The sequence below is a fragment of the Peterkaempfera podocarpi genome (genome assembly GCF_042466665.1).
Taxonomy (GTDB): domain Bacteria; phylum Actinomycetota; class Actinomycetes; order Streptomycetales; family Streptomycetaceae; genus Peterkaempfera; species Peterkaempfera podocarpi.
This window is the reverse complement of record NZ_CP162102.1, coordinates 490,814-514,569: the sequence shown is the minus strand read 5'-3', so window position 1 is coordinate 514,569 and position 23,756 is coordinate 490,814. Positions and strand designations below refer to the sequence as shown.

The following is a 23,756-nucleotide window of genomic DNA, read 5'->3' as shown; positions in this document are numbered from 1 at the left end:
TCCGGCGTCCGGCGGGCCCGGATCCCCATTGCGCCTCCAGCGGAACAACCCCCGGACCTCCGGGTCCTCCCTACGCTCGGGGAGATCGGTGGATCGGTGGATCGGTGGATCGGGGAGAGGAGACGCCCGTCATGGCGTCCACAGCAGACCGGGTACCGCGCTACGACGGCCTCGCCGACTGGTACGACCGGCTCAACGCCCCCTGGGCCGAGGGCAACCGCGACGCACTGCTGGACCTGCTGGGCCCCGGGGAGGGCCTCTGCCTGGATCTCGGGTGCGGGACCGGGCAGAACCTTCCCGCGCTGCGCGCCACGGGACGAGCGGTGATCGGGCTCGACTTCTCCGCGGACCAGCTCCGCCTCGCCCGGCCGCGTCTCGGCCCCGGTGACGCCCTGGTCCGGGCCGATGCCGCCGCGCTGCCCTTCGCCGACGCGGTGTTCCCGGCCGTCGCCGTCCTGTGGCTCTCCACGGACGTCGACGACTTCGCCGCCGTGCTCCGTGAGGCGGCCCGGGTGCTGCGCCCCGGCGGAACCCTGGTGTACTACGGCGCCCACCCCTGCTTCACGGGCCCGCACTCGGAGGACCGCCCCGACGGCGGGCGCGTCGTCCACCCCACCTATCGCACGGTGGACTGGCATCAGCCGGCTCCCTGGTGGCGTGAGGGCGGCATCCGCGAGCGGCTGGGGATGCGGCATCTGCCGCTCGCCGAACTGCTCAATGCGTTCATCGACGCGGGTCTGGCCACCACCCGGGTCGTGGAGCCGCCCGACGGCCCGGTCCCGCGGGTGCTGGCGCTGCGGGCCGTGAAGGCATAGCCGGGCACCTCTCGCTGGCCGCCGGGCCGAAGGAGGCGCACGATGGGCGCAGCACCCCGGGTTCCGGCGTCGGCACGAGGTGCCGCCCCCTGTCGCAGGCGCCGCCCCAGGAGCTGCGCCATGGACCTTTCCGACATCGGGCCGGTCGAGTACGCCGTGATGGCTTTTCCGGGCAACCGGTTCCGCGGCGAGATCGCCGCCGAACTGCTGAGGCTCACCGACCAGGGCGTGATCCACATCATCGACCTGACCTTCATCAAGCGCGCCGCTGACGGCTCCGTGCAGATCCTGGAGCTGGATGCGCTCGACGCGGAGGAGGCCGAGCTGTTCGCGCGTATCGACGGGGAGGTCTCCGGGCTGCTCAGCGACGAGGACCTGCAGCTCATCGCGGAGGAGATCCCGGCGGACTGCTCGGCCGCGATCCTGGTCTGGGAGGACACCTGGGCCACCGGCCTCGCCAAGGCGGTCCGCCGCGCCGACGGGATCCTGATCGCCCACGAGAGGGTCCCGGCGAGCATCGTCGAGCGTGACGTCGCCGCCATCGCCACCTGACCGGGCACCTGCCCGGTCCCGAGCCCAGAGGAGTCAGCCATGATCGGTCGCCGTGTCACCCGTTCGGGCCGTCCGGGCCTCATCGGTACCGTCGCCCGCACCGCGGTGGTCGCGGGCACCGCAACCGCCGTGAGCGGACGGGTCGCCGAGCGGCAGCAGCAGCGGGCCGCCCAGGAGGCTGCCGCCGCTCAGCAGCCCCAGCAGGCCGCCGCTCAGCCGCCGCAGCCGGCCGCATCCGCGGCCGCCGGGCCGGGAACCCCGGACTCAGGCATGCTCCACCAGCTGGAACGCCTCGCCGAGCTGCACACGCAGGGCATGCTCACCGCGGAGGAGTTCGCCGCGGCCAAGCAGCGCCTGCTCGGGGTGTGAGACCGGGCGCGGCGCCTGCCCGGGGGGTGGCTCAGTCCGCGCCGACTCCGGCCGTCCGCCGTGCGCGGCAGGCCGGGAACCGCAGCAGGCCGGGAGCCGCGGCAGGCCGGGAGCCGCGGCAGGCCGGGAACACGGCCCGTCCCCCACCCGGCTCACTGGCTCACACCTCGCACATCCCGGCGGAGCGGTGGGAGGCTGAGCCGAGCCACCCGGCCGCGGGCCGGTGGTGCAGGTCGCGAGGGAGGTGAGACGGGTGTCCGGCGGCATCGGTGGCTCCCCCGGCAGGGCTGCCGCCGGGAAGCTCCGCAAGGTCCCCCTCAGCAATCCCGGACGGCGCCGGGAGGTGCTGGGCGCCGTCCTCGCACTCCTCGCCGAGGTGGGGTACGAGCGGCTGACCATGGACCTGGTCGCCCAGCGCGCCAGGGCCAGCAAGGCCACCCTCTACCAGCGCTGGCCGTCCAAGGCCCAGCTGGTGGTGGACGCCCTCGCGGAGCACCAGCCGGTGATCACCGACGAGGACCGGGGCTCCCTGCCCGAGGATCTGCGGCACCTGCTGATGTCCTGGCTGGCGAGCTGGACCGAGCACGACCGCGGGCTGATGATCGCCCTGCTGGAGGGCAGCAGAACCGATGCCGACCTCGCCCGTCTGCGCAGGGAGCGGCTGAGCCGCCCGGTCCGCCAGGCGGCCGAGTCGGCCCTGGCCAGAGCGGACCGGCGCGGTGAGATCCCGGCAGGCGTCGATGCGGAGCTGCTGCTGGAGACGCCCTTTGCGCTGGTGCTGATGCATGTGCTGGTGCTGGACGAGGTACCGGGCCGCGACCTGGTCGACCGGATCGTGGAGGGCGCGGTGGCCCCTCTGCTGCGCGGTTCCGGGCCCCGGCCCCGGGGGCCGGAGGCATGGACGCCGCGCAGATAGAACGACCTCGTACTACCGTGGGGTTCCGAGGGCCCGACGGCCACGAACCGTCGCCCCCTCGGCAGACCGCCCGGCCCCCGGACCGGCGGCCGATCCGGCGGCCTCCTCAGCGAGGACGGCGCCCCGCAAGACCCGTGACGGCCGGATGAAGGGAGCCGTTCCCATGAACACGACCCAGCCCGCCGCGCCGACCCTGCCGACGCACCGCAGCTGCCCGTGGGATCCCCCCGAGGAGTACACGCGGCTGCGCGAGCAGGAACCCGTCGCCAGGCTCGCCTTCCCCGACGGACAGCTCGGCTGGCTGCTCACCCGGCACCAGGACGTCCGCGCGCTGCTGGCGGACGACCGGTTCTCCTCCGACCGGCTGCGCGCCTCCTCACCGGTGCGCCGGATCCCGATCCGCCCCGAGGACGTCCAGGCCCGCGCCGGGATGCTCATCAGCCTCGACCCTCCGGAGCACACCCGTTACCGCCGGATGCTCACCCGCTACTTCACCGTGCGGCGGATGCGCGCCCTCGCCCCGCGGATCGAGGAGATCGTCGCCGACCACCTCGACGCCATGGAACGCAACGGCCCGCCCGTGGACCTGGTGCCGGCGTTCTCGCTGCCGATCCCCTCCCTGGTCATCTGCGAGCTGCTCGGCGTCCCCTACGCCGACCGCGGCAGATTCCAGGGGTGGACCTCGACGCTGCTCAGCCTGGACGTCTCCGACGAGGAGGCGCTGGCGGCCCGTGACGCGCTCCGCCAGTACATGCTCGACCTGGTGGCGGCCAAGCGGACGGACCCCGACGACGCGCTGCTCAGCGAACTGATCGCAGCGGACGGGCAGGAGCCGCTGAACGACGAGGAACTGGCCGGAATCGGGCGGCTGCTGCTGGTGGCCGGCCATGAGACCACGGCCAATATGCTGGCCCTGGGCACCTACGCACTGCTGCGCCACCCGGACCAGCTCGCCGGGCTGCGCGAGCACCCCGAGGGCGTCACCCGCGCGATCGAGGAACTGCTGCGGTATCTCACCATCGTGCAGTTCGGCACCGTCCGCGTCGCCCGTGAGGACGTCGAGATCGCCGGCCGGCACATCCGCGCCGGGGAGACGGTGGTCGCCGCGCTGGCCGCGGCCGACCGGGACCCCGACCACTTCACACAGCCCGATGCGCTCGACCTCACCCGGGAGCCCTCCCAGCACGTCGCCTTCGGCCACGGCGTCCACCAGTGCCTGGGCCAGCAGCTGGCCCGGGTGGAGATGGAGATCGCCTTCCCCGCCCTGCTGCGGCGCTTCCCCACGCTCCGCCTGGCCGTGCCCCCCGAGGAGGTGCTGATGCGCCACGACATGTTCATCTACGGCGTCCACGCACTTCCGCTCACCTGGAACAGGTGACCGCACCATGAGGATCCGGATCGACCACGACCGCTGCCGGGGCGCGGGACAGTGCGCCCTCAACGCGCCCGACCTCTTCGACCAGTCCGACGACGACGGCACCGTCGTCGTCCTCGACGACCGCCCGCCGCCCGAGCTGCACGACGGGGCACGGCTGGCCGCGGCCCTGTGCCCCAACGCCGTGATCACCGTCCTCGACGAACCCTGACCCCCGACCCGGGCCGGCCGGGCGGCAGCGCGGGCCCTCGGGCCGGGGCGGTGGAGCAGCAGTCCTCCACCGCCCCTCCCCGGGGGCCCGCTCGGCCGTCGCGAGGGCGCCTACTGCGCGACCCCGCCGATGACCACGTTCGTCAGCTCCAGATCGGTGATGGCCGCCGCGATGTTCGGCTGGGCCAGCGCGGAGCCGATGGTGATGTCGCTGAGCCGCACCGTGCCGACCGGGTCGTCGGCGTAGCCCTGGATGTTCCAGCCCTGGGCGGCCGACGGCACGTTCCAGTGGCTGAGGTTGATGTCGGTGACGGTGGGCCGGTAGGTGCCGGTGTTGCCCTCGCCGTAGGTGTAGTCGATCAGCAGCAGGGGTCCGCCGATGGCGCTGACGTCCACCCGGTAGACATGGGTGCCCTCGATGAAGCCGCCGCGCACCGAGTTGGTCTTGAGCCGGTGCCCGGACTGCAGTCCCGTGCTGGTCATCGAGAGGTCGCGGGCGTAGACGTTGCGCACTCCACCGGTCATCTCGCTGCCGATGGTGACACCGCCGTGGCCGTTGGCGAAGGTGCTGTTCTGGATGACGATGTTCTGACTGGGCACATCGACCCGCCGGCCGTCGGTGTTGCGGCCCGCTTTGATGGCGATGCAGTCGTCGCCGGTGTTGAACGACACCCCGTCGATCAGCACGCCGTCGCAGGACTCCGGATCGCAGCCGTCGGTGTTGGGACCGTCGGAGTCGACGGTCACCCCGCGCACCACGACGTCGCTGCAGAGCGTCGGGTGCAGATGCCAGAACGGCGAGTTGCGGAAGGTCACCCCCTCGATGAGGACCCGCTCGCAGCGGTAGGGCTCCACGAACGAGGGCCGGAAGTGGTACTGGGTCCCGTCGCGCTGCTCCACCGGCAGGCCCGCGTTCACCGTGGCCTCCAGCGCGGTGAAGTCGGTGCCGTCGACGCCCTTCCAGGCCCACCAGTTGGCGGCGGAGGCCTGGCCGTCCAGGACGCCCTCACCGGTGAGGGCGATGTCGTGCTGGCCGTAGGCGTAGACCAGCGGGGAGTAGTTGTAGAGCTCGATGCCCTGCCAGCGGCTGAAGACCGCGGGCAGATAGTCGCCGGGGTCGGTGGAGAAGAGCAGCGTGGCACCGGCCTGAAGATGCAGTTCCACGCGTGACAGCAGATGGATGGGACCGGTGGGCCAGGAGCCCGCGGGCACCACCACCCGTCCGCCGCCTGCCTCATGGGCGGCCCGTACGGCGGCGCCGATGTCCGGGTGGTCGGTACTGCGGAAGTCGCGCCGCGGGATCCGCGGCCGGCGGATGCCGCGGACGATCCGGTCGGCCTCGCGGTCGGCCTGCTGGTCCGCACCGCGGCCGGTGGCGGCGTTCGCGGTACCGGCGAGGAGGGCGGGGGAGGCGAGCGCACCGCCCAGGGCGATGGCGGACAGGAGCAGTTGCCTGCGGGTGGGGGAGAACTCACTCATGCGGTAGACGGCCTCTCAGTCGGAAGAGCGCGCGACCAGCTGGGTGGGGTTGACGAAGCGGAGCGCGACAAGCAGGAGCACGGCCATGGATGCGGTGTAGATCACCGCCATGGCGTCGACGGACTGGGTGCTGCGGATACCCGCCGAGTTGACGGCGGAGAACAGCGCCACGATCAGCGTCTGACTGGTCGCGCCGGAGGTCAGGAAGGTCAGCTCGAACATCCCGAAGGTGCGTACCAGCACCAGGATTCCGGCGGCCAGCATCCCCGGCAGCAGCAGCGGGGCCAGCACCCGGGTCAGCACCACCCGGGTCGGCGCCCCGCACATCCGGGCGGCGGCCTCGATCTTGGGGTCGATCTGCTCGATGAAGGGCGTCATGGTGAAGACCACGAAGGGGATCGACGGCACCAGGTTGGCCAGCACCACCCCGCTGACCGAGCCGGCCAGGTGGAACTTGTAGAGCACCGTGGCCAGCGGGATGCCGTAGGCGATCGGCGGCACCAGGATCGGCAGCACGAACAGCGTGCTGACCAGCTTCTTGCCGGGGAAGTCCCGCCGGGCCAGGGCGTAGGACGCCGGTACGGCCAGCAGCAGTGAGATCAGCACGACCAGGAAGGTCACCTCCACGGTCACCCACAGCACCTGGCCGAGCCGGAACTCCTTCCAGGAGCTGCTGTACCAGTCCGACGTCCAGCCGTGCGGCAGCCAGCCCCGGAACCAGGTCCGGCTGAAGGAGTTGAGCAGCACCGTGCCGATGACCCCGGCCAGGTTGAGGAAGAAGAAGGCCAGCACACCCCAGGTGAGCCAGGTGCCGGGGCGCAGGGAGACGCCCCTGGCCCGTACCGCTTCGGACCGCTGCGCTGCGCCGTTCATCCCTTGCCTCCGGTGGATCCGCGGTAGAGCCGTGAGCGCAGCCCCATGGCGATGCCGATCACAGCGAGCATCAGCGCCGTCATCACCATGGCGACGGCGCAGCCCTGCGAATAGTCGAAGCGCTGGAGGGCGGCCTCATAGGCCTCGATGGAGATCACATGGGTCCGGCCGTCCGGGTCGCCGACCATCATCGCGGAGGGGAAGACCGCGAAGGCCAGCACAAAGGTCAGACAGAAGGTGGTCATCAGCCCCGGCAGCAGCAGCGGAAAGGTGACATGGCGGAAACGCTGCCACCAGTTGGCGCCCAGGGTGGAGGCGGCCTTCTCCAGGCTGGGGTGGATCCCGGAGAGGTAGGAGTGGGTCAGCAGGAACGCGAACGGGAAACCGCTGATGACCAGGGAGAGCAGCACACCGGTGTAGTTGTTGGTGAGCTGCACCGGCCCGCTGCTCAGCCCCAGCAGCTTGAGGGTCTGGTGAACCAGCCGACCGGCCCGAAGAACTCCAGGATCCCCTCGGCGGTCAGCACCGTGCCCAGGGTGATCGGCACCACCAGCAGGGCCAGCAGCAGGCGTTTGCCGCGGAAGTCCCGGCGCATCCGGTAGGAGATCGGCACCGACGCACCGACGTTGATCAGCGCTGCGGGTATCGCCAGCCGGAAGGTGATGCCGATGGAGCGGGAGGCGAAAGGGTTGTCGAAGAACGCCCGGTAGGCGCCGAGAAAGCCGCCACTGGCCGGCTGGAAGGAGAGCTGCAGCCCGTAGAGGAACGGATAGACGAACAGGGCGGCCACCGCCACCAGACCGGGAACGAGCAGCAGCAGCGTACGGTCCACCCCGCGCTCGGCCAGCCGGTGGCGCAGCGCGGGACGGGCGGTGGGGGCGGCGGGCAGGGAGTCGGTGAGCGTACTCATCGGGCCTCCACCCGGAAGACCAGCGCCCGTTCGGGCCGTACGGCCAGCGCCACGGTGTCGCCGGGGCGCACCTGGTCGCCGGTCTTGAAGTGGATCCGGTCCCCGGTACGGGTCCTGGCCTCCACATGCAGCTGCCGCCCGTGGTACTCGACGATCTCCGCCACCGCCTCGGCGGCGCACTCCTCACCCGGGCCGGCGGTGCGGACGTCCTCGGGCCGGACCGCGACGGACACCCGGTCGCCCGCGGCCACCGTGCACCCCGCCACCGGGGTGCCCCGCAGACGCACCCCGCGGCCTTCGACCAGCGCCCCCTCCGCGTCCGCCGACACCACCTCCAGCTCCAGCAGGTTGCGATAGCCCATGAACGCCGCCACATGCGGGTCGGCCGGGCGCTCGTACAGCTCCGCCGGAGTGCCGATCTGGCTGACCCGGCCGGTGTGCAGCACCACCAGCCGGTCCGCCAGCGACAGCGCCTCCTCCTGGTCGTGCGTCACATACAGGGTGGTGAGCCCGAACTCCTGGTGGATCCGGCGGATCTCGCTGCGCATCTCCAGCCGCAGCGCCGCGTCCAGGTTGGACAGCGGCTCGTCCATCAGCACCAGCGGCGGCTCCATCACGATCGCCCGGGCGATGGCGACGCGCTGCTGCTGGCCGCCGGAGAGCTGCCCGGGGTGCTTGTGCGCATGCTCGGTCAGCCTGACCAGCTGGAGCACATCGTCCACCCGGCGCCGGATCTCGCTCTTGCCGATGCCGCGCATCTTCAGGCCGAACGCCACATTGGCCCGTACGGTCAGATGCGGGAAGAGGGCGTAGTTCTGGAACACCATGCCGAAGCCGCGCTTCTCCGGCGGCAGGGTGTCGATGCGCCGCCCGTCCAGGGTGATCTCCCCGGTGGTCAGCGGAAGCAGCCCGGCGAGGCAGTTCAGCGCGGTGGTCTTGCCGCAGCCCGAGGGGCCCAGCAGGGCCACGAACTCACCGCCGCGGATGGTCAGGTCCAGCGGCTGGAGGGCGATGTGCGCTCCATAGGCGCGGCTGACGCCCGACAGCCGCAGCTCGCCCAGCTGGGAGTCGGGGCGGTGGCCGGGGGAGGCGGGGACGGGCGCGGTGCCGGTCCCCGGCGCCGGGGTCACCGCGCTCACTTGCTCGCGCCGATCTTCTTCTCCCACAGGTCGAAGGCGGTGACCTGGGAGGTGGCCGGGAGGGAGTTCTTGCTGGGGAACTGGGTCATCCAGGTGTCGAAGTCCGGCACCCCGTACTTGGCGATGGCCTGCTGCGAGGACTGCGGGGCCTGGCTGAGCGACACGCCCTTCACCGCGGGGCCGGGGTAGAAGTAGCCCTGGTCGTAGGTCACGGCCTGCTGTTCGGGGGTGAGCGCGAACTTCAGCAGGCTGAGCACGGCGATCAGCTCGTCGTCGGAGACACCCTTGGGGATGACGCCGAACTGCGCGTCGCTGACCCAGGTGAAGTCATTGAACTTGGCCACCTTCATCCCCGCCGGCACCGTGCCGGTGGCACGCGGGTTGATGTACCAGCCCGTGGTGGTGGCGATGATGTGGACCGTGCCCTGCGCCAGGTTGGTCATGGTCGCCGAGGTCTTGGTCGGGTAGCTGGCGATGTGCTTGTTGAGCTCGGTGAGATACGCCCAGGTCTTCTCCCAGCCGTTGACCGGGTCGGTCGGGTCGGAGTCCCCCAGCAGATAGGGCAGGCCCATCAGGAAGGTGCGGCCCGGGCCGGAGTTGGCGGGGCGGGCGTACTGGAACTTGCCGGGGTTGGCCTTGGCCCAGTCCAGCAGTGCGTCGGGGGTGGCGGGCGGGCTGGACACGGCGGCGGGGTCGTACTCGATCAGCGGACCCGAGGGGTACCAGACCAGTTCTATGCCCTGGTCCTGGGCGAGGGTGGCCATGGCCGCTGCAGGGGCCTGGTAGCCGGCGGTGAGGTCCGGGAAGAAGGTGCTGTAGTACGGCTTGAGGTCGTACCAGAGCCCCTTCTGGATGCCTGCAGACAGTCCGTCGGTGCCGGTGAGCACCAGCTGGATCTGTACATTGCCGGCCTGCTGCTGCGCCTGCACCTTGGGGGCGAGCTCGGGCGCGGTACCGGTGGCGGTGGTGATACCCGAGACGATCTCCGGGTGCTGGGACTTGAAGGCGTCCAGGATCGGCTGGGTGAGCTGGAGGTTGCCGGCCACGTCGAGGACGTTCAGGGTGACGGGTTTGGACGGTTTGGTGCCCAGCGTGCTGGGGGCGGCCTTGGCGGTGCCGCCGCTGTCGGGGGCGCCGCAGGCGGCGAGCACCGGTGCGGCGGCGGCAGCGGTGGCGAAGGTGCCGAGCAGGCGTCGGCGGGACATGCTGCCGGGGAGGTTCTCGACCATGGTGGATGAGCCCTTCGTCAGAGGTGGTGAGCGGTGGGGGCGGTCGGGCATGTCGAGGCGAGGGGGGCCTTCAGTCGGGTTAGGGGATCGGGCCCCGGCCCGGGCGCACCCGGTGCGGCCGCCGTACCGGCGGTGCCTCCGGGAGCTGCGCCGGGCGCGGGGGCTCCGAGGTCATGGGGGGCCTGCTCCGTTCGCGGTCGGGGTCAGTTCTCGGGGAAGTTCCGCGCCACAAAGGAGCTGATGTGACTGCGCATCAGGGCGGTGACCAGTTCGGCGTCCCCGGCCTCGGCGGCGCGCAGGATCTCGCGGTGCTCGCGGGCCTCCTGCTCCCATGAGGGCTGCCGGGCCCAGGCCGCGCTGGACAGCAGCGCCGTCTGGTCGCGCAGGTCGTCCAGCGTCTTCACCAGCAGCGGGTTGGCGCAGCCGGAGTACAGGCAGCGGTGGAAGGCCCGGTTGGCGAGCGAGCGTTCGGCCGCGTCCGCCGCCTGGTCGGCCTGGTCCAGCGCCGCCTGTGCGTCGTCCCAGGTACGGACATGGGTGGCGCTGCGGGCCGCGGCGACCGGCTCCAGCAGCAGCCGCATGTCGTACACGCTGCGCGCATGGGTCTGGTCGACCTCGCGCACCGCGGCGCCCTTGTAGGGGCTCATCACCACGAGGCCGGAGCCGGCCAGGGTCTTCAGTGCCTCGCGCACGGGGGTCTTGGACACCCCGAGCTGCTCCGCGAGATCGGCCTCGACCAGGGCCTGACCTGGAGTCAGTTCGCCGGTCAGAATGGCGTGTTTGATGGCTTCGAGCACTGCCTCCGTGCGGGAGGGCAGCGCACCCGGATGGGGCCGGCCGCGTCGTGCGAGGGCGTGGGACATGTCTCTGCTCCCCGGGGCGAGCTGTGCTGCATCGGATCTCATATACGATCTTCAGCAGACGCTAGGGGCCCGGGGGTCGGCGGTCAAGGGAGCGGACCAGCGCAGATTCGACGGGGCCTCACCGGTGCCGCCGCATTTGGCGAACGGACCGCCGGCTGTCATATATCAGACACGGGGCGTGACACCCTGGCCGGTCCGGCTCGGCCGCTGCCGGCGGCCGGTGCGACCTGGAAGCCCGACGCGGTCCAGGGGCCGCCGTGACCTGGGAGCGCGCCGCGACCCCGGGGTCGCGGGCGGTATCGGGCGGGCGTCGGCTTGTCACCCGGTACCGGTGGGCTGCCGGGCGGTGCGGCGGCAGCAAAGCACACCGGGGACCCGCGATGCGCGGATCCCCGGTGCGGTCCTGCCGCCGCCGCGGCGGGTACGGGTCGGTCAGCGACCGTGCGGGTGGAGGGTGACGGGGCAGCTCTCCCGGTTGGCGCGGTCCACCGCTGTCACCCGGTACTCGGAGCCATGGGGCGCGGCAGGCCCGGTCCAGTCGGCCACCCGGGCCCCGGGGACCACCGCCAGCAGCTCCCCTGCGCTGTGCGGTCCGGAGTGCAGTCGCACCGCGTAGAGCGCCGGCACCCGGTCGCCGCGGGAGCGCATCTCCAGCCGCACCCCGCCGTCGGCGGTGCGGACCGCCGACCCCCGCGGCGGCAGCGGCGCCGGCCCGTGTGCGAGCCGGGGGAGCACCTGCGGCAGGGCGGGGCGCTGCCAGTGCTCGGCGGCCATGGTGCTGACCCCGGCGACCCGGTCGGCGATCACATCGGCGGAGCTGTAGAGGATCTCGCCGCTGATCTCCGGCAGACCCTCGTCCATGGTGAGGTGCCGGGACAGCTCGGCCGGGTCCTGCCAGGCGGCGGGCTGCGCCGGGTCGCCGGCCTTGTAGACGGCCTGGCCGATCCACAGCTGGACGTCCGTGCCCCGCACGGCCTGGGCCCACCAGGGGGCGAGCACGGCGTAGTCGGCGACTGCGAGCCCGATGTTCCAGTAGAGCTGCGGGGCTATGTAGTCCAGCCAGCCCTTCTGGATCCAGCCCAGGGTGTCGGCGTTCAGGGCGTCGTAGGACTGGGTGCCGTTGGTGGCCGAGCCCCTGGGGTCGCTGGAGGCGTTGCGCCAGATGCCGAACGGGCTGATGCCGAACGCCGCCTCGGGCCGGACCGCGCGGACCCGGTCCCGGATCTCGCGCACCAGCAGGTCGACGTTGTTGCGGCGCCAGGCGGCCCGGTCGGTGAAGCCCGCGCCGTAGGCGGCGAACGCCTCGTCGTCGGGGAAGGGCGCGGTCCCGGACGGGTAGGGGTAGAAGTAGTCGTCGAAGTGGACGCCGTCGATCTCGTACCGCTCCACCGCGTCCAGGATGGCGTCCTCGACGAAGGCGCGCGCCGCCGGGATCCCGGGGTTGTAGTAGAGCTGGCCCGCGTAGCCGACGATCCACTCCGGGTGCAGCCTCGCCGGGTGGGTGGGGGCCAGCTTTGACGGGTCGGACTGCAGCGACACCCGGTACGGGTTGAACCAGGCGTGCAGGGCCAGACCGCGGGCGTGGGCCGCCTCGACCATGAAGCCCAGCGGGTCGTAACCCGGGTCCTGTCCCTGGGTGCCCGTCAGATACTGCGACCACGGCTCGAACCGGGACGGCCAGAAGGCGTCGGCGGCGGGCCGGACCTGGACGAAGACCGCGTTCAGTCCCAGCGCCACGGCCCGGTCGAGCAGGCCGGTGAACTCCGTCTGCTGCTCGTCCGGGCTCAGCCCGGTCTTCGAGGGCCAGTCGATGTTGGCGACGGTGGCGATCCACTCCCCGCGCAGTCCGCGGTCGGCCGTGGCTGCGTCCGTGCCTGCGGTCGTCGATGCCGGGGTCTGCCCGCTCTGGGTGGCCGTGGCCGTGGCCGTGGCGGGCGGGGTGGCGGCCTGGGCGGCCACGGTGGGCAGGCCGGCCGCCACGGTCCCGGCGGCGATTCCGGCGGCTTGCAGCAGTACGCGGCGGGACGGGCGCGGCTGTGCGGTCTCGGGATCAGGTGTGGAGGGCACAGGACTCCTCGGGTCGGAGGGGTGGGGAGGTGGATACCGCCGGGACGGTCGCCGGACGGGGGCGCCGGCGGACCTCGGGCGGGGCTGGACGGGGCTGTACGGGGCTGCGCGGGGCGTCAGCGGACCGTGGGCACGGTGCCGGGCGAGGACTCCGGAAGCTCCTCGGCCGGGCGCAGCAGGGTGAAGGACACGGTGCCGTCGTCGCCGGGCTGGAAGCCGTACACCGGCGGGGCGGGCAGGCTGTTGTAGGCGAAGTGGGTGGTGAAGTAGTACGCGCCGGTGTCGGGGACCACCACCAGGTCGCCCGCCGTGAGCCGTGGGAGTTCGCGGCCGCGTGCCAGCAGGTCGCCGGCGAAGCAGCACGGCCCCGCGATGTCCTGCAGCACGGGCGCGGCGTCGCTGGGGCGTCCGTCGCGGTCGTAGGCGAGGATCCGCAGCGGCCAGGCCTCGGGGGCGAAGACGCTGCGGGTCGCCACCTGTGCGCCGGCGTGGGTGAGGGCGATGGCGCGGCCGCCGGCCGACTTGGTGTACTCCACCCGCGAGGCGAGAAAGCCGTTCTTGGCCAGGAGCGAGCGGCCGAACTCGGTGATGATGCGGTACCGCCCGTCGAACAGGGACGGCGCCGCGGCGCGCAGGGCGGCGACATGGTCGGCGAAGGTGAGGCCGTCACCGTCCCCCGTGAAGTCGACGGGCAGGCCGCCGCCGACGTCGATGCCCTCGATCTGTCCGGGGCGGTTGCGGTTGACCTCGTCCGCGAAGGCGACCGCGGCCGCCACCCCGGAGGCCATGAGCTCCAGCGGGCAGCCCTGGGAGCCGACATGGACGTGCACCCAGCGCAGCCATGGACGGAACGCAAAGGCCTCGAGCAGCCTGGCGCGGTTGCCCGGATCGGCCAGCGGGACACCGAACTTGCTGGTCAGGCCGGCCGTGGACATGGCCTCGATGGCGCCGGTGCCCACCTGCGGGTTGAGGCGGACACCCAGCCGGGAGGTGCTGGGGCGGGCGGCCTGCAGCTCGTCGACGCGGGTCAGTTCCTCGAAGTTGTCGATATTGACGGCGACTCCGAGGGCGAGCGCGGCTGCCAGCTCCTTGCGGGTCTTCACAGGGGAGTCGAGGACGATGCCGGTGGGCTCGAAGCCGGCGGCCAGGGCCTGGGCCAGCTCGCCGGGGCTGGCGACCTCGCAGTCGAGGCCCTCCTCGCGGAGCAGCCGCAGCACCGGTACCAGGTTGTTGGCCTTGGCGGCGAAGGCGTGCCGCACATGCAGGCCGGCCGGCCAGGCGGCCAGCAGGGCGCGGGCGGATTCACGGACGCCGGTGAGGTCCACAAAGGCGGCGAGGGGTGTCTCGTCGGGGTCGAGCAGCCCCTCTTTCGCGGCGGCGTGCACGGCCAGGTCGCGGCGGTGCGCTCGGGTGGGACTCATCCGGAGTGCTCGGTGTGCGGCATGGAAGGCTCCAGCATTGGAAAATTAGCCACTCATACACATCGTCAGACGGCAGAAACTTACCAGCAGCATGAGCTGCTGTCAGTGCACTCCGGCAGTGTGGAGTTCATCGGCGAGCAACCGGCAGGCAGGCACCTTGATGCGACGTCAGAGCGACACCGTCGTCCGCTGGTCCGCCACTGCCGGATCCGGCTTGCCGCGCAACGCGGCCTGGCCGTTGCCGCGGTCCCCGTGGTCCTCGCCCCCGCCTGCGGCGCCGGGCGGTGGCCGCCGCCCAGCCGGCCGCCAAGGCCGTCCGCGTGCCTGCCGGCCAGGCGGGGCCATGTCTCCGCGCGGCCGACGGCGGCCCGGGTGCGAGAGCCGGCCGTGGTGAGGGCACCCGGGCGCCACCGGGCCTCACCACGGCCGGCTCTCGCACCCGGACCGCCCTGCTCGCCCGCGGGCACCGGGCCGACGCCGCGGAGCGGTGCCACCGGGCAGACCGGCGGCTCCGGCGTTCGCCGCCCGCAGCGCTCGGACAGGCCGTCGCCATCGACCGGGACTTCGGCCCGGCGGCCACTGCCGCGGTCGACAGCGACCCGTCCGCCGCCGGACCGCCGGTGGACGGTGCGGCCGGTCGGCGTTCCCCGGACCGGTTTTCAGTCCGGCAGAGAGCCGCAGAGCAGCTCGGCCGCCGCCCGGGCGGCCACGGGGGAGGGACTGCGGGTGGCCAGGTGCACCGCCCCCGGGCGGTCGGTGCCCGGCCAGCCCAGCTCCACCACCATCGCGTCCGGGCGGCGCTCCAGCAGTCCGTGCAGCGCCCGACCCACCCACGCCAGCCGGGCCGCGTCACGCACCACGACCACCAGCGGCCTGGACGTCTCGGCCGCGGCCCGGTCCAGCGCCTCGGACGAGACCTGATTCTCAGTCAGACCGAGACCGGTGGTCCCGGGGCGCAGCTCGGCGAGGGGCCCTGCCGCACCCCAGGCCGTGGGCCCGTCCAGAGCGGCGTGCGCCGGTGCGGCGAGCGTCACCACGACGGGTGCCTCGCCCAGCGGCAGTGCGGCGCCGGGACGACGGTGCACCTCCAGTGCCCGCCGCGCCACCAGCCGGCCCAGCGGTGCGCGCCCGGCGGCGGTACGGGGCACACCGGTGCCCACCGAGCGGCGTGCCTCCTGCCGCCAGGCCGCCAGCCGGTGCACCCGCTCGGCGGCGTCGGCCAGGCGCTCCTCGTCGAGGGTGCCGTCGTGCACCGCGGTGACCAGTGCGTCGCGCAGGGCCAGCAACGACTCCTCGTCGGTGCGCTGCATACCCACACAGACCGCGTCGGCGCCGGCGGCGACGGCCCGTACGGCCAGCTCGGGGATGTCGGCTCCGCGGTGCACCGCCTTCATCTCCAGGGCGTCGGTCACGATCAGACCCTGGAACCCCAGCTCCTCACGCAGCAGTTCGGTGAGCGCGGGGCGGCTGAGCGACGCCGGGTTGTCGCGGTCCAGGCACGGGACGAGCAGATGGCCGGCCATCACCGAACGCACCCCCGCCTGGATCGCGGCCCGGAAGGGCAGCAGTTCCCGGCGGTGCAGCGTCTCCAGGTCCAGGTCGAGCAGCGGCAGGTCGTGGTGCGAGTCCAGGCCGGTGTCACCGTGTCCGGGGAAGTGCTTGGCGCAGGCGGCGACGCCCGCTCCCTGCATACCGCGGACAAAGGCGGCGGTGTGCCGGGCCACGGCGTCCGCGTCCGCGCCGAAGGAGCGCACACCGATCACCGGGTTGGCGGGGTCGCTGTTGACGTCGGCCGTGGGGGCGTAGTCGAGGTCGATACCGGCCTCGGCGAGGAACCTGCCGAGTTCCGCTGCGACCTGCTCGGTCAGCTCCGGGTCGTCCACATGCCCGAGGGCGGCGTTGCCGGGCCAGGAGCTGCCGGTGGCCGACTCCAGTCGGGTCACCTGGCCGCCCTCCTCGTCGGCGGCCACGATCACCTCGGGGTTCTCGGCGCGCAGCGCGGCGGTGAGCGCGGCCGTCGTCTCGGCGTCAGGGGTGTTGCGGGCGAAGAGGACGACCCCGCCGAGACCGGCGGCCAGGCGGCGGCGAAGCCAGTCGGGAGGGGTGGTACCCGCGAAGGCGGGCTGGAGCACCGTCTCCGCGAGAAGACGCAGCCTTGTGTCGGCGGGGGAGCGGCGTGGGGAGATCATGGTCACCATCCAACCTCTGTGCGGGAGCGGCCGAGGGGTACTGCACGGCAGGGGGTGTGCTCAGTCGGACGCCTGGAGCCGGGGGTAGCGCAGATGGCGGCGGCGCAGCTCCTCGAACTCGGCCAGCCCCGGGCTCCAGGACCGGATCAGCTCCCCGGGCTCCGCGCCCGCCTCCAGCCCCCGGCGCAGCTCGTCGGTGCCGGCCAGCAGGTCGAACGTCCGCGGCTGGAAGTCCAGGCGGCCGGGCCACAGCCGATGGGCGGTGTACAGCACGGTCAGTGCGGAGAGCAGCGGGTCGAACGCGGTCGGGTCCGTGAGATGCAGCTGGACCCCGCAGAGCCGCTCTCCCGCCCAGCGGTTGAAGGTGGGCGTGAACCAGGCCTCCCGGAAGGCGACGCCGGGCAGCCCCGCGGCCCGCAGCTCACGGGCCAGCCGGGCGTCCAGCCACGGGGCACCGCACAGCTCGAACGGGGTGGTGGTGCCCCGGCCGACGGAGAGGCCGGTGCCCTCGAACAGGCAGGTGCCGGGGTAGCAGATCGCGGCGGCGGGCGTGGGCATGTTGGGCGACGGCGGTACCCAGGGCAGACCCGTGGCGGTGAACAGGTCCTCCGGACGCCACCCGCGCATGGGCACCACACCCGGTGCCGGGACGTCCAGCAGTTCGGCGAAGAGACTGCCGAGCTCCCCCATGGTCATCCCGTGGCGCAGCGGGATCGGGGCCCGTCCGACGAACGAGGAGAACGCGGGGTCCAGCACCGGGCCCTGGACCTGGACGCCGCCCACCGGATTGGGCCGGTCCAGCACCACGACGTCCACACCTGCGACGGCAGCGGCCGCGATGGCGTCATGGAGTGTCGACTCATAGGTGTAGAAGCGGGCTCCGACATGCTGCAGGTCGACCAGCAGCACCTCCACGGCGGACTTCCGGAGCAGCTCGGCGAGGCCCGCGGCGTCGGTGCCGTAGGTGTCGAACACCGGCAGTCCGCTGGGCGGGTCGACGGTGACCTGCTCGGAGGCGCCGTCCTGGGCGGTGCCGCGGAAGCCGTGCTCGGAGCCGAACACGGCGGTGATCCCGGCGCCGGCGTCCAGCAGTGCGTCCAGGCCGTGGCTCAGGTCCGGCAGCACCGCGGCGGGATGGGTCAGCAGGCCCACCCGGGCGCCGCCCAGCTGCCGGCCGCCGTCGGCGATCAGTTGCTCCAGGCCGGTCTCGACGGTCATCGGTCAGCAGTCCTTCCGGTAGAGCCAGAATGCCCGGTCCAGTGAGGCGCCCACGGCGCGGGCGTAGAAGCGCAGCGGGCCGGTCCAGCCGATCTCCGCATGGGTCAGGCCGGCGGCCCGCTGGTCGGCGAGGCAGCGCCGCAGCAGTACCGCGCCGACACCCTGGCCGCGCAGCGACTCCTCGGTGCCCATCGGGCCGAACCAGGTGCGGCGGTTGACGCCGTGGCAGGCGAAGCCCGCATACTCGGCCCGGTCGCCCTCGCCGCGTACGGCGATGTGGCAGCCGACCGGGTCATGGGTGAGGGCGAGCGCGGCCTCCTGCTGCCAGGTGCCGCCCCAGCCGAGCATCCAGGCGCTGAACCCCGGCTCGTCCTCGGGGAGCAGCCGGCGCACGGTCAGCCCCTGCCCGGCGAGGCGCTGCTCGTCCTCGGCGGTGTCCAGCTGCGCGGTGGCCAGGTCGACCTTCATATTGACGGCCTCATCGGTGCGTTGGTAGCCCTCGGCCTCCAGCAGGCAGACCGCCGCGGTGTAGCGGAAGTCGACGCCGGGCCAGGCGTAGGCCGGGGTGCTGCCGCGTACCACCAGCTGCTGGGCGCCACAGGCCCCGAGCCGCTCCTCCAGGGTGCGGAGCAGTTCCCTGCCGTAGCCCCGGCCCTGGTGTCCGGGGGCGACCGCAAGCAGGTTCACATGGCCGCGCACCACGCCCGAGGCCTCGCTCAGCGAGCCCAGGGCGACGCCGACGGCCCTCCCCTGCACCTCGGCGGTCAGTCTGAGCTCGGGGCGGGTCGACGGCCCGTTCCAGAGCAGATCGACCACCTCGGCCGCGTCACCGTCGTGGCACAGCGCGCCGACTGCCGCCTCGCGCAGCTCCACGAGGTCCTCCGGCCGCGCGCTGCGCAGCTTTATCCCGTCGGTCGTCACCATCGCCCGCCCTCATGGTTATTTGGTAACATGATTGAGCCAAAGGTCGGCGAAAACTTACCACGGGAGGGCAACACATGGGGTGGGCCGAAGCCGCCGAGGTGCTCCAACGGGCGGTCGCAGACGAGGCGGTGCCCGGAGCGGTCCTGGTCGCCGGGATCGGCGACGGGCCGGTCGAGGCCGGGGAGCCCCGGCAGATCCTGGCCTGCGGTCGCACCGGGCAACCCGGCCCCCAGGGGCTGATGGCCCCGGACACCGTCTTCGACCTCGCCTCGCTCACCAAGGTGGTGGCCACGCTCCCGGCGGTGCTGCGGCTGGCCGACCAGGGCGCGCTCTCCCTCGACGACCCGGTCTGCAGGCATCTGCCGGCGTTCCGGGGCGAGGGCAAGGACGAGGTGACGATCCGCCGGCTGCTTGCGCACAGCTCCGGTCTGCCCGCGCACCGCGAGCTGGACCGGCTGCCGGGAGGGCCGCGGGACCGTATCGCTGCGGTGCTCGCCGAACCGCTGGTCGCCGCGCCCGGCTCCACGGTCTGCTACTCCGACCTGGGCTTCATTCTGCTGGGCGAGATCGTGTCCGCGGTCGCGGGCGTCCCGCTGGAGCAGGCGGTGGCCGAGCTGGTCCTGGACCCGCTCGGGATGACGTCCACCCGGTACCGCCCGCCTGCCGACTGGCGCCCGAGGGTCGCCGCCACCGAGGCGCCCCCCGGCGGCGATCCCAAGGTCGGTGTCGTGCACGACGAGAACGCGGAGGCGCTCGGCGGGGTCGCCGGCCACGCGGGGCTCTTCAGCACCGCCGCCGATGTGGCGCGCTATCTGACGTCCTGCTGGCTGGCGGAGGAGAGCCTGGTACTCTCGCGCGCGATGCGGGCGGAGGCGGTCCGCTGCCAGACCGAGGGGATGGACGGCCGACGGGGCCTGGGCTGGACCCTTCGGGGCGACCGCTGGGACCACATGTCGGTGGCCTGGCCGCAGACCGGGGCGGGGCACACGGGTTTCACCGGCACCAGCGTGGCAGTGGACCCGGTGTCCGGGTTGTGGGCGGTCCTGCTCACCAACGCGGTGCATCTGGGCCGGGGGCGGAGCGGGATCATCGCGCTGCGCAGACAGGTCCACGACGCTCTGGCGCTCGGCACGTTGTGATGAGATGTCTATGTCCTTTGGAACCGTAGGAGTCCTCATGGATGCACCACAGGCCCTGCTGGTGCAGATCCGGGCGCTGATGCCCAACCTGCCGCCCTCCGAGCGGAGGGTCGCCGCCGCCGCGCTGGCGGATCCCGCCGGTGTGGCGGGCAAGACCATCAGCGAGCTCGCCCTGACCTGCGAGACCTCCGAGACCACGGTGGTGCGCTTCTGCCGGGCGGTGGGCCTGCGCGGCTACCCGGAGCTGCGGATCGGCCTCGCGGCGGCAGCAGGCAACGAGGACAACACGGCGGGCTGGACCGGGGTCGGCAGCGACATCGGCCCGCGTGACCCGCTCTCCGACGTGGTGAAGAAGCTCGGCTTCGCCGACGCCCGTGCCGTGGAGGACACCGTGGGCCAGCTCGATCTGACGGTGCTCAAGCGGGTGATCGACGCCGTCGTCTCCGCCGACCGGATCGACCTCTACGGAGTCGGTGCGAGCGCCCTGATCGCGCTGGACCTCCAGCAGAAGCTGCACCGGATCGGCCGGCCCGTGTACGCCTGGGCCGACTCGCACATCGCGCTCACCTCGGCGGCGCTGCTCAAGCGGGGGGACGTCGCGATCGGTGTGTCGCACACCGGTGACACCCGCGACACGGTGCTCAGCCTGGCGGAGGCCCGGGACAACGGCGCCACCACCGTGGCGATCACCAACTTCCCGCGGTCGCAGATCTCGGAGGTGGCCGACTACGTGCTCACCACCGCGGTGCGTGAGACCACCTTCCGTTCGGGCGCCATGGCCAGCCGGATCGCCGCGCTGACCGTGGTGGACTGCCTCTTCGTCGGGGTGGCGCAGCGCAACCACACCCGCACGCTCAAGGCACTGGAGCGGACGTACACCGCGGTGCGCGAACGCAGGCAGTAACCGGGGCGGGGCCACCGCCGCGGCGGACCCGCGGCGATGCACGAACGGCCGGAGCGGACTCCGCTCCGGCCGGTGCCGCATGATCAGGTCTTCGGTCAGGTGCTCCGTACCGTCTCCACCGCGGTGCGTACCCGCCCGCCGCTGATCTCCAGCGCGGCGCGGGCGGCCGTGGGTGCGCAGTCGGAGAGCAGGCAGACCAGTGCCGTCTTGAGCTCGCCTCCGGCGGCCGCGAGGGCGTCGACGCAGACGGATTCGTCCAGCCCGGTGGCCTCGACCAGGATGGTCACCACACGCCCGCGCAGTTTCCCGTTGGCCGCGGCCACATCGACCATCAGGTTGGAGTAGGTGTGGCCCAGGGACACCATCACCGCCGTCGACATGCTGTTGAGCACCATCTTCTGAGCGGTCGCCGCCTTGAGGCGGGTGGAGCCCGCGATCGCCTCCGGGCCGGTGTCCACCCCGAGGTGGACATCGACCAGGTCGGCCAGCAGGGCGTCGGGGTTGGCGCTGAGCAGCACGGTGAAGGCGCCCGCTTCGCGGGCCGCGCGCAGTGCGCCCTCGACAAAGGGGGTGCGCCCGCTCGCGGTGAGGCCGAGGGCGACATCCCCCGGCCCGACAGCGGCGGCGTCACGGGCGCCGAGTTCGACGCTGTCCTCGGTGCCCTCCACCGGCAGGGTCAGGGCCGCCTGGCCACCGGCGTGGTGGGCCACCACGACGCCCGGGGGCAACGAGAAGGTGGGGATCAGCTCGGCGGCGTCCATCACCGCGATGCGGCCGGACGTCCCCGCGCCGAAGTAGTGCAGCCGGCCGCCGGCTGCCAGACGTGCGGTGGTCTCGTCGACCACCCGGGTCAGCTCGGGGAGCACCGCGCGTACGGCGTCGGGGAGCAACTGGTCCTCGTCGTTGAGCAGCTGCAGCAGCTCCGCGGTGGGGACCCGGTCGATGTCGAGGGTGCGTGGATTGCGCCGTTCGGTGGGTGACTCGACGCGGGTCGAAGGCACGAAGCTCATCACAGTGTCCTCTCGTTGCGGACATGGTGCTGGCCGCATAGGTGATTTTGCAACCTTCACAGACGATCTTACGTTGGTTTCCAACCATACGCCCCGGAGATCGCGCCACGAAGCGTCTTGTGGAGGCGTCAAGTTACGTTCTCGATGCGGTTTGCGTTGCTTATTGACTGAGCCTCGACGTGACTCCTATGGTCTGCTCACTGCGCCACCCCCTGCCGCCCGCCGACGCCAGGGAACCCCGCCGATCGGAGATCTCAGGACCATGAACCGGCTCATGCAGCTATCCGCCCCCGTCGCCGCACTGGCGCTCCTGGGCGCCCTCTCGGCATGCTCCTCCGGCAGCAAGGCCGCGTCCGGCGGGGCGGTGTACACCACCATCGACGCCAACAACCCGATCACCGCGGGTGCGCCGATGAACCCCTTCAACGCCTCCGGTGCCGCCTTCCTCGGCTACAACACCATGCACCTGGGCTTCAACAAGAAGAACGCGCTGGACCCCAACGACTTCTTCCCGGGCCTCGCCAAGAGCTGGACCACCAGCGACACCGCGCTGACCCTCGAGCTCCAGCCCAACGCCAAGTGGTCGGACGGCAGCCCGGTCACCGTCGACGACATCAAGACCTCCATGGCGATCGCCCTGACCCAGGGCAACGCCGCCAGCGGTACCGCGCTGCTCTCCCAGGGCCTGGACGTCGCCGCGGTGAAGTCGACCGGCCCGCACACCGTCGAGATCGACCAGGTCGCCGGCGCGCACAACCTCAGCTTCACCCGCCTGGTGCTCGGCCAGATCATCGTCCCCACCAAGGTGTACGGGTCGCTGCTGCCTGCGGACATCTGGGACACCATCGCGGCCAGCCAGAGCCAGGACCCGGCCAAGGCCGACGCGGCCAAGGCGGCCGTGGACGCGATCAACGCCGCCGGCCAGAAGATCTCGGCCTTCGCCCCCAAGACCGACATCTCGGCGGGGCCCTTCGTGCTCACCCGGGTCAACCCCGGCTCGGCCGTGCTCGACAAGAACAAGTACTTCTACGACGCCGCCAAGATCGCCCCCAAGCAGGTCGTGGTCCGCCACTACACCGGCAACGAGCAGATCTGGGGCTACATGACCAACGGGGAGCTGGACTCCGCCCCGTACACGGCCATCCCCAGCAATGTGCTCACCCAGATCCAGCACGCCGGCTACCAGCGTGTCGACTCGGTCAGCTACGTCGACGCGGCGATCGCCTTCAACGAGACCGTCGCCCCGTACGACAACAAGGCGGTCCGCCAGGCACTCGCCCATGTGATCGACCGCCAGGCCGTCACCAAGGTCGGCGAGCCCGTCGGTGGCACCGCGTCGCCGGCCACCACCGGCCTGATCCAGTCCGCCGCCAAGCAGCTGCTCACCCCGGAGCAGTTCGGCGCGCTCGACCCCTACGCCCACGACCTGGCCAAGGCCACCTCGCTGCTGGAGGGTGCCGGCTTCAAGAAGTCCGGCGACCACTGGCTGCTGCCCGACGGCAAGCCCTGGACCATCACCCTGCAGACGGTGAACGGCTTCAGCGACTGGATCGCCGCCTCCACGGTGATCGCCAACGAGCTCAGCAGCTTCGGTATCCCCACCAAGCCGGCCATCACCGCCGACTTCGCCACCTACCAGAAGGAAATGGCCGCGGGGAAGTACCCGGTCGGCTGGTGGCTGACCGCGCTCGGCCCCGACCCCAGCGCCGCCTACCAGCGCCTCTACGGTAGCTCCGACGGCTACACCGCGGTCGGCGCCAAGGTCACCCACGCCTCCGGCAAGGACTCCGGGAACTGGGTCAACACCCCGACCTCGTACACCGTCAACGGCACCGCTCTCGACCCGGGTGCGCTCACCGCGAAGCTCAGCACGGTGGCCACCGCCGACCAGAAGCCGATCGTCCAGCAGCTGGCCGCAGCCACCAACCAGGAGCTGCCGATGATCCAGATCTGGGACTACACCAACGTCCAGTTCACCAGCGGGAAGCGGTTCACCAACTTCCCGAAGCAGGGCCAGGACGCCCTGCTCGTCAACCCGCCCGGCGTGTGGATGATGCAGGGTTACGTCCAGGCCAAGTAGCAGCACCGCGCGGTGCGGGGGCGAGCGCCCCCGCACCGCCCGTGTCCGAGGAGCAACAGATGACAACAGCGCAA

General features: G+C 72.2%; 21 protein-coding genes and 1 pseudogene. 9 read left to right on the top strand and 13 right to left on the bottom strand.

Annotation, left to right across the window (positions count from 1 at the left end):
• Positions 1-131: 131 nt before the first annotated feature.
• From AB0761_RS02325 to AB0761_RS02300, 6 genes are all read left to right on the top strand, one after another.
• Positions 132-815 (top strand): class I SAM-dependent methyltransferase, encoded by a 684-nt coding sequence (locus AB0761_RS02325; RefSeq protein WP_377267143.1) that lies wholly within the window; start codon positions 132-134, stop codon positions 813-815.
• A gap of 120 nt (positions 816-935) precedes the next feature.
• Complete coding sequence (locus tag AB0761_RS02320) at positions 936-1,367, top strand: DUF6325 family protein (protein ID WP_377267142.1); 432 nt, start codon at positions 936-938, stop codon at positions 1,365-1,367.
• Positions 1,368-1,406: 39 nt separating this feature from the next.
• Positions 1,407-1,736 (top strand): SHOCT domain-containing protein, encoded by a 330-nt coding sequence (locus AB0761_RS02315; protein ID WP_377267141.1) that lies wholly within the window; start codon positions 1,407-1,409, stop codon positions 1,734-1,736.
• A gap of 253 nt (positions 1,737-1,989) precedes the next feature.
• Positions 1,990-2,652, top strand: a complete 663-nt coding sequence (locus AB0761_RS02310; RefSeq protein ID WP_377267140.1) for a TetR/AcrR family transcriptional regulator — start codon at positions 1,990-1,992, stop codon at positions 2,650-2,652.
• Positions 2,653-2,815: 163 nt separating this feature from the next.
• Positions 2,816-4,030, top strand: coding sequence for a cytochrome P450 (locus AB0761_RS02305; RefSeq protein WP_377267139.1), 1,215 nt, complete (start codon positions 2,816-2,818; stop codon positions 4,028-4,030).
• 7 nt (positions 4,031-4,037) lie between these two features.
• Entirely contained in the window at positions 4,038-4,238 is a 201-nt protein-coding gene (locus AB0761_RS02300; RefSeq protein ID WP_377267138.1) for a ferredoxin, read from the top strand.
• A 110-nt stretch (positions 4,239-4,348) separates the two neighbouring features.
• Here the strand turns inward: AB0761_RS02300 and AB0761_RS02295 are convergent, their stop codons facing one another.
• The 12 genes and pseudogenes from AB0761_RS02295 to AB0761_RS02240 all read right to left on the bottom strand — a co-directional run bounded on the left by AB0761_RS02295 (position 4,349) and on the right by AB0761_RS02240 (position 18,549).
• Positions 4,349-5,716, bottom strand: a complete 1,368-nt coding sequence (locus AB0761_RS02295) for a glycoside hydrolase family 28 protein (RefSeq protein ID WP_377267137.1) — start codon at positions 5,714-5,716, stop codon at positions 4,349-4,351.
• Between the two features lie 15 nt (positions 5,717-5,731).
• Complete coding sequence (locus tag AB0761_RS02290) at positions 5,732-6,589, bottom strand: ABC transporter permease (protein WP_377267136.1); 858 nt, start codon at positions 6,587-6,589, stop codon at positions 5,732-5,734.
• On the bottom strand, positions 6,586-7,026 hold the full coding sequence (locus tag AB0761_RS02285) for an ABC transporter permease (RefSeq protein WP_377267135.1): 441 nt from the start codon (positions 7,024-7,026) through the stop codon (positions 6,586-6,588). Before AB0761_RS02285 ends, AB0761_RS02290 begins: the two co-directional genes overlap by 4 nt.
• Before the next feature lie 11 nt (positions 7,027-7,037).
• The gene (locus AB0761_RS02280) at positions 7,038-7,499 is read right to left on the bottom strand and encodes a hypothetical protein (RefSeq protein ID WP_377267134.1); all 462 of its coding nucleotides are present in this window, start codon (positions 7,497-7,499) and stop codon (positions 7,038-7,040) included.
• Positions 7,496-8,638, bottom strand: a complete 1,143-nt coding sequence (locus tag AB0761_RS02275) for an ABC transporter ATP-binding protein (protein ID WP_377267133.1) — start codon at positions 8,636-8,638, stop codon at positions 7,496-7,498. The genes AB0761_RS02280 and AB0761_RS02275 overlap by 4 nt, the downstream gene beginning before the upstream one ends.
• Complete coding sequence (locus AB0761_RS02270; RefSeq protein WP_377267132.1) at positions 8,635-9,867, bottom strand: ABC transporter substrate-binding protein; 1,233 nt, start codon at positions 9,865-9,867, stop codon at positions 8,635-8,637. The genes AB0761_RS02275 and AB0761_RS02270 overlap by 4 nt, the downstream gene beginning before the upstream one ends.
• 203 nt (positions 9,868-10,070) lie before the next feature.
• Positions 10,071-10,730: a GntR family transcriptional regulator gene (locus AB0761_RS02265; protein WP_377267131.1), complete on the bottom strand. Its 660-nt coding sequence runs from the start codon at positions 10,728-10,730 to the stop codon at positions 10,071-10,073.
• A gap of 738 nt (positions 10,731-11,468) precedes the next feature.
• Positions 11,469-12,698, bottom strand: a pseudogene (locus AB0761_RS02260) (glycoside hydrolase family 10 protein); the annotation flags it as partial.
• Positions 12,699-12,913: 215 nt separating this feature from the next.
• Positions 12,914-14,218, bottom strand: a complete 1,305-nt coding sequence (locus tag AB0761_RS02255) for a diaminopimelate decarboxylase (RefSeq protein WP_377267130.1) — start codon at positions 14,216-14,218, stop codon at positions 12,914-12,916.
• A 659-nt stretch (positions 14,219-14,877) separates the two neighbouring features.
• Positions 14,878-16,407 (bottom strand): glycoside hydrolase family 3 protein, encoded by a 1,530-nt coding sequence (locus AB0761_RS02250; RefSeq protein WP_377267129.1) that lies wholly within the window; start codon positions 16,405-16,407, stop codon positions 14,878-14,880.
• Between the two features lie 60 nt (positions 16,408-16,467).
• Entirely contained in the window at positions 16,468-17,625 is a 1,158-nt protein-coding gene (locus tag AB0761_RS02245) for an exo-beta-N-acetylmuramidase NamZ domain-containing protein (RefSeq protein WP_377267128.1), read from the bottom strand.
• A gap of 3 nt (positions 17,626-17,628) precedes the next feature.
• Positions 17,629-18,549: a GNAT family N-acetyltransferase gene (locus AB0761_RS02240; RefSeq protein ID WP_377267127.1), complete on the bottom strand. Its 921-nt coding sequence runs from the start codon at positions 18,547-18,549 to the stop codon at positions 17,629-17,631.
• Positions 18,550-18,623: 74 nt separating this feature from the next.
• On the opposite strand from AB0761_RS02240, the gene AB0761_RS02235 reads away from it, so the two are divergent.
• Both AB0761_RS02235 and AB0761_RS02230 read left to right on the top strand, forming a co-directional pair.
• On the top strand, positions 18,624-19,688 hold the full coding sequence (locus AB0761_RS02235) for a serine hydrolase domain-containing protein (protein ID WP_377267126.1): 1,065 nt from the start codon (positions 18,624-18,626) through the stop codon (positions 19,686-19,688).
• Between the two features lie 37 nt (positions 19,689-19,725).
• A complete protein-coding gene (locus tag AB0761_RS02230; protein WP_377267125.1) occupies positions 19,726-20,592 on the top strand; it encodes a MurR/RpiR family transcriptional regulator in 867 nt (288 codons plus the stop codon).
• Positions 20,593-20,687: 95 nt separating this feature from the next.
• On the opposite strand, the gene AB0761_RS02225 is transcribed toward AB0761_RS02230, so the two are convergent.
• The gene (locus AB0761_RS02225; protein WP_377267124.1) at positions 20,688-21,602 is read right to left on the bottom strand and encodes an N-acetylmuramic acid 6-phosphate etherase; all 915 of its coding nucleotides are present in this window, start codon (positions 21,600-21,602) and stop codon (positions 20,688-20,690) included.
• 274 nt (positions 21,603-21,876) lie between these two features.
• Between AB0761_RS02225 and AB0761_RS02220 the strand changes: the two genes are divergently transcribed.
• Positions 21,877-23,682, top strand: coding sequence for an ABC transporter substrate-binding protein (locus AB0761_RS02220; protein WP_377267123.1), 1,806 nt, complete (start codon positions 21,877-21,879; stop codon positions 23,680-23,682).
• Positions 23,683-23,756 lie beyond the last annotated feature (74 nt).

Excerpts from the sequence above, each read along its gene's own strand:
- AB0761_RS02220 (WP_377267123.1), top strand. The coding sequence starts at position 21,877 with ATGCAGCTATCCGCCCCCGTCGCCGCACTGGCGCTCCTGGGCGCCCTC.
- AB0761_RS02295 (WP_377267137.1), bottom strand. The coding sequence starts at position 5,716 with ATGAGTGAGTTCTCCCCCACCCGCAGGCAACTGCTCCTGTCCGCCATC.
- AB0761_RS02245 (WP_377267128.1), bottom strand. The coding sequence starts at position 17,625 with ATGACCGTCGAGACCGGCCTGGAGCAACTGATCGCCGACGGCGGCCGG.
- AB0761_RS02290 (WP_377267136.1), bottom strand. The coding sequence starts at position 6,589 with ATGAACGGCGCAGCGCAGCGGTCCGAAGCGGTACGGGCCAGGGGCGTC.
- AB0761_RS02305 (WP_377267139.1), top strand. The coding sequence starts at position 2,816 with ATGAACACGACCCAGCCCGCCGCGCCGACCCTGCCGACGCACCGCAGC.
- AB0761_RS02280 (WP_377267134.1), bottom strand. The coding sequence starts at position 7,499 with ATGAGTACGCTCACCGACTCCCTGCCCGCCGCCCCCACCGCCCGTCCC.
- AB0761_RS02325 (WP_377267143.1), top strand. The coding sequence starts at position 132 with ATGGCGTCCACAGCAGACCGGGTACCGCGCTACGACGGCCTCGCCGAC.
- AB0761_RS02225 (WP_377267124.1), bottom strand. The coding sequence starts at position 21,602 with ATGAGCTTCGTGCCTTCGACCCGCGTCGAGTCACCCACCGAACGGCGC.
- AB0761_RS02320 (WP_377267142.1), top strand. The coding sequence starts at position 936 with ATGGACCTTTCCGACATCGGGCCGGTCGAGTACGCCGTGATGGCTTTT.
- AB0761_RS02230 (WP_377267125.1), top strand. The coding sequence starts at position 19,726 with ATGGATGCACCACAGGCCCTGCTGGTGCAGATCCGGGCGCTGATGCCC.
- AB0761_RS02235 (WP_377267126.1), top strand. The coding sequence starts at position 18,624 with ATGGGGTGGGCCGAAGCCGCCGAGGTGCTCCAACGGGCGGTCGCAGAC.
- AB0761_RS02240 (WP_377267127.1), bottom strand. The coding sequence starts at position 18,549 with ATGGTGACGACCGACGGGATAAAGCTGCGCAGCGCGCGGCCGGAGGAC.
- AB0761_RS02270 (WP_377267132.1), bottom strand. The coding sequence starts at position 9,867 with ATGGTCGAGAACCTCCCCGGCAGCATGTCCCGCCGACGCCTGCTCGGC.
- AB0761_RS02300 (WP_377267138.1), top strand. The coding sequence starts at position 4,038 with ATGAGGATCCGGATCGACCACGACCGCTGCCGGGGCGCGGGACAGTGC.
- AB0761_RS02265 (WP_377267131.1), bottom strand. The coding sequence starts at position 10,730 with ATGTCCCACGCCCTCGCACGACGCGGCCGGCCCCATCCGGGTGCGCTG.
- AB0761_RS02255 (WP_377267130.1), bottom strand. The coding sequence starts at position 14,218 with ATGAGTCCCACCCGAGCGCACCGCCGCGACCTGGCCGTGCACGCCGCC.
- AB0761_RS02250 (WP_377267129.1), bottom strand. The coding sequence starts at position 16,407 with ATGATCTCCCCACGCCGCTCCCCCGCCGACACAAGGCTGCGTCTTCTC.
- AB0761_RS02315 (WP_377267141.1), top strand. The coding sequence starts at position 1,407 with ATGATCGGTCGCCGTGTCACCCGTTCGGGCCGTCCGGGCCTCATCGGT.